The sequence below is a fragment of the Pandoraea sp. ISTKB genome, from assembly GCF_001721285.1.
GTDB classification, from domain to species: Bacteria; Pseudomonadota; Gammaproteobacteria; order Burkholderiales; family Burkholderiaceae; genus Pandoraea; species Pandoraea capi.
Genome location: NZ_MAOS01000089.1, coordinates 1 through 3654, shown reverse-complemented (window position 1 = coordinate 3654; position 3654 = coordinate 1). Strand labels below are relative to the sequence as shown.

Sequence of the window (3654 nt, the reverse complement as noted above, 5' to 3'; positions counted from 1 at the left end):
CCGCTGATGAAGCGCTTCCACAAACCGGGAAGCGAGAAGCGGTCGGTGATCATCATTCGGCCCGACGATTGCGACGACTGGTTGGGTGCGCGCTTGATCGACGAGGCGCGGTCGTTCGTAGTGCTGCCGGATGCAAAAGAGATGTCTGCGCAAGCCTCACCGAAGACGGCATAAGTGATTGCGTTTTGCGGTGAGAGACATGCGAACATCCGTCACAAGCAAACTGGCAATGCGCGAGGATAAAGCGTCCCCTAGCGGGAAAATCCAAAAATCGGCGGGAAAATTTAGTGCTCGCTAACCTGCGGAGCATTGATTTTTGGGGTGACCGATGGGACTCGAACCCACGACGACTGGAATCACAATCCAGGACTCTACCAACTGAGCTACGGCCACCGCCGTGATCAGCGCTTTGACTTGCTCGCTGAACAGAAACAAGAGTATAGCGACATTTTTATCGTGTTGCCAACACTTTTTTCACTTCTTCGAAATATTTCTTCTCTCTCGTGCGTGATCGATGCGCAACCCCGTCACCTCACGCGGCGAACGTTCACTGACGATACGCGCAAAGTCGACAAATGGACGGCGCCGTTTCGTCACTCAATCCCGGGAATTTCCGCGGTGCATTCCAGAATGTCTCCGGCGCATCGCTCTGAAACGGTGCGTGTCCGGCCTTCGGGTTGGGCGGGCGTCGGCAGCGAAGTTACCCGTGCTCGATTCTCCGTTGCAACGGGTGTTCGCAGACAAGGCAAAAAGATGATTCGTAATCCTGCGGAAATGATCTGACTCCCATAACGACGTGAGATCGATCGGCGACATGAACCGCAGCCGGATTGTCACGCCGTCATCATTTCATGTTGTGCCGCGAGTGCAAGAAAAGCGGAGCGTGACATGTGACGCTTTTCTGCCGCCGCGTCGATTTGGTGAACAAGGCGTTCGGGCAGGCTGATGTTCAGACGGATGGCGCGGTTGCTCACCTTCGATAAATCGATATCGACAAACATCCAACTGCCGTTGCCGTCGTCAACCTCATTTTCACGAAGTTTGCGAAGGTCATGCGTAGGAGATGGGATGACGTAATCGCCGTCGCCGTACATCAGCTCCACCGCTTCCTGTGCATTGCGCTCCAATTCGTCGAGCGTATCTGCGGCGGTATGAACGCCCGGCAGATCCGGAAAGACACCGCCGAAGGCACTTTCCTCGTCCTGCCATACATAAATTGGATATTTCATAGGCTGCTCCGATCAATACCGGCCTGTTTGAGAATCGAGCGCAGTGTGCCGATGGGCAAATCTCGTTTGGGATGAGGAACAATCACCGCGCGGCCATTGGCATGGCGGAACTTGTGGTGACTTCCTTTTACGGCAACCTCAGTGAACCCAACCGCTCTCAACTGCTTGATGACGTCTGCGCTTTTCATGTGCGAAATGCATTTTACACAATATTGTGTAGTATCGATGGGAGGCTTGACCGGGGGCGGCAAGGGCGATTCGCGTCTGAGTTTAGGGAGCTGTGCCGGGCGAGAGCGGCATGCCTGCGCTTTGGCGGGCGGAAAGACCGGCGCCGTCGTGAGCGCGTGAAGGACGCGGTGGGGAAAATCGGTGAATGCCCATTCGTTCTGCCGGAGAGAACGTCCTCCGCGTAGGGGGCGACGTCCCGAACGCGAACTGAATCCCAATCTCACGCGAACGCGCCAGGACGGCGGAGTCGAGGCGATGTGGGGACATGCGTAAAGTTTGATCTACGTCTAATTCACGGTTCGCCGCTTCACGCCAGGCCGGGCAGGGCCACCCATAATGGATTCGTCATGTTTTCATGACCCTGTCTTCCCGGGAAAACATGGTGCCCCATGCCTCCCGGTTCTTAAGCCCACCTCCCTCAGGTGGGCTTTTTTTCGGGCGCGTCGTGGTCAACGAGCACTTGGCGTGTCGCCGCGATGTCACTCATGGAATTCGAACGTGCTAGGATTTTTGGCAACGCAGTGCGTTTTTCGATCCTCGGAACATCGCGGAGGCAGTCATGAGCACTTTTCTGCATGGCGGGCTCGGTCTCGGCAGTGATGGCGAGTCCGTGCACTTCAAGGTAAGCGTCGACGGCAAGGTCTGGACCTGTCAGATCGGCCGCGCGTCGCTCAATCGCTTGTCAGGCGTCGACGCCGGCGGCGAAGCGCTTTTCGATCAGTTCGTCGAGTTTGAGGACGACATCGTCGAGTTCGCCGCTCGGGCGATCGCCGATGGCGCCGATACCGAACCGGTCGACGTCCGGGCGCCCTGACGCCATCGCATCCCCTGCGTACGTATGACGTCGGTTGCCGTTGCCGTCTCTCGCCACTACTCGAACTACGGAGTCTGTCATGAGCTACGCGTCGCATGAGCAGGTCTACGATTACCGCGCGGGCTATCGCATCCGCGTGCGTGCGTTTCAGAACGAGTACGCCGGGCCGTGGGACTATCTGGTGCAGGTGCTCAAGCACGACAAGCCAGAAGGCCCGGAAGTGCGCTCACCGGACGGCCATCGCGACAATCGCCTCGATGCTGAAATGGCGGGACGCAAGGCCGGGGAGCGAATCGTCGACGAATTGCTGGGGGATGGCGACGCCTGAGCGTTTGCGTATTCCGCGTTACGCGCCGGATGTCGTTTGATGCGCGACTCCCCCCGTACGGCGTCAAGGCGTCATGACGTCAAGCCGCCATGGGCGTGGAGCGTCAGAAGACCCCGTCAGTTGGCGTTCCCCTCGTCCAGCGAGCGCCACACGCCCTCGGACGACACCGCCGCGCGACCATCCTCCGCGAGCTTGTCGAGATGTGCACGCAGCGAGCGTCGGGCGACCCCGTGGCGCGCAGCAGGCACATCGGCGTAGACGACCGGAGTCAACGTCTCCACCGTTGCCGGACCGACCTGCCTGAGGGCTGCCAACGTACTCGCTTCCCGAGCGAGCCGATGCGCAATGAGCCGCGCGATCCGTTGTGCGGGACGATCCATCACGAACCCATGTCCCGGCGCCAGCCACTGCGGACCCAGCGCGGCCAGCGTCTCCAGCGACGCCAGATAGGTCGTCATGTGCCCATCCGGTGGATTGATGACGACCGTCGACCCCTGCATGACGTGATCGCCGGTGAAGACAAGCTTCACCTCATCAAGTCCGTAGCACAGATGATTGGCGGCATGCCCTGGCGTATGAATGGCGCGCAGGCGGCGGCCGTCCGGCAACGTCACCTCGTCGCCGTCCGTCAGGGTGACGTCTGGCACAAAGCTCGTGTCTTGCCCTTCGTCGTGGACGGCAGGCATGCCGTAAGTCGTCGCGTCCGTCTTCTCCTTCAATAACCGCGCGCCGGGCGAGTGATCGCGATGCGTATGGGTGACGAAGATTTGTCGCACGACGCCGGAGGTGGCGCGCAGGATCGCGTCGATATGCGCGGCATCGCCGGGGCCGGGGTCGATGACGGCCCACGCGTTCTGTGGACCGCCGCCCACAAGATAGGTGTTGGTGCCGGGGCCGGTCATCATGCCCGGATTCGAAGCGGTCAACCGCAATACGCCCGGCATGAGTTGCACGACCCGTCCGGGAACGATGTCGTAGCTGCCCGTCCCTTGTTCCTCGGGATCGATCAGCGTGAGTTCGGCCCAGGCCGGTTCGTCCGGCGTGACCGGCCATCG

5 protein-coding genes and 1 tRNA gene are annotated in these 3654 nt (G+C 60.0%); 2 read left to right on the top strand and 4 right to left on the bottom strand.

Annotated features, from left to right (window positions below; all coding sequences use genetic code 11):
• Positions 1-317: 317 nt before the first annotated feature.
• The 3 genes from A9762_RS26030 to A9762_RS28340 all read right to left on the bottom strand — a co-directional run bounded on the left by A9762_RS26030 (position 318) and on the right by A9762_RS28340 (position 1417).
• Positions 318-393 (bottom strand) — tRNA-His (locus A9762_RS26030).
• 440 nt (positions 394-833) lie between these two features.
• Positions 834-1229, bottom strand: a complete 396-nt coding sequence (locus tag A9762_RS26025; RefSeq protein WP_069344874.1) for a type II toxin-antitoxin system HicB family antitoxin — start codon at positions 1227-1229, stop codon at positions 834-836.
• Positions 1226-1417, bottom strand: a complete 192-nt coding sequence (locus tag A9762_RS28340) for a type II toxin-antitoxin system HicA family toxin (RefSeq protein ID WP_083254308.1) — start codon at positions 1415-1417, stop codon at positions 1226-1228. The genes A9762_RS26025 and A9762_RS28340 overlap by 4 nt, the downstream gene beginning before the upstream one ends.
• Before the next feature lie 599 nt (positions 1418-2016).
• Here A9762_RS28340 and A9762_RS26020 point away from each other — a divergent pair.
• The gene (locus A9762_RS26020) at positions 2017-2271 is read left to right on the top strand and encodes a DUF1488 family protein (RefSeq protein ID WP_069344873.1); all 255 of its coding nucleotides are present in this window, start codon (positions 2017-2019) and stop codon (positions 2269-2271) included.
• A 79-nt stretch (positions 2272-2350) separates the two neighbouring features.
• On the top strand, positions 2351-2599 hold the full coding sequence (locus tag A9762_RS26015; protein WP_069344346.1) for a hypothetical protein: 249 nt from the start codon (positions 2351-2353) through the stop codon (positions 2597-2599).
• Between the two features lie 116 nt (positions 2600-2715).
• On the opposite strand, the gene A9762_RS26010 is transcribed toward A9762_RS26015, so the two are convergent.
• Positions 2716-3654 (bottom strand): MBL fold metallo-hydrolase (locus A9762_RS26010; protein ID WP_139133413.1); only part of this gene is annotated, 939 nt, incomplete at its 5' end.

Excerpts from the sequence above, each read along its gene's own strand:
- A9762_RS26025 (WP_069344874.1), bottom strand. The coding sequence starts at position 1,229 with ATGAAATATCCAATTTATGTATGGCAGGACGAGGAAAGTGCCTTCGGC.
- A9762_RS28340 (WP_083254308.1), bottom strand. The coding sequence starts at position 1,417 with ATGAAAAGCGCAGACGTCATCAAGCAGTTGAGAGCGGTTGGGTTCACT.
- A9762_RS26020 (WP_069344873.1), top strand. The coding sequence starts at position 2,017 with ATGAGCACTTTTCTGCATGGCGGGCTCGGTCTCGGCAGTGATGGCGAG.
- A9762_RS26015 (WP_069344346.1), top strand. The coding sequence starts at position 2,351 with ATGAGCTACGCGTCGCATGAGCAGGTCTACGATTACCGCGCGGGCTAT.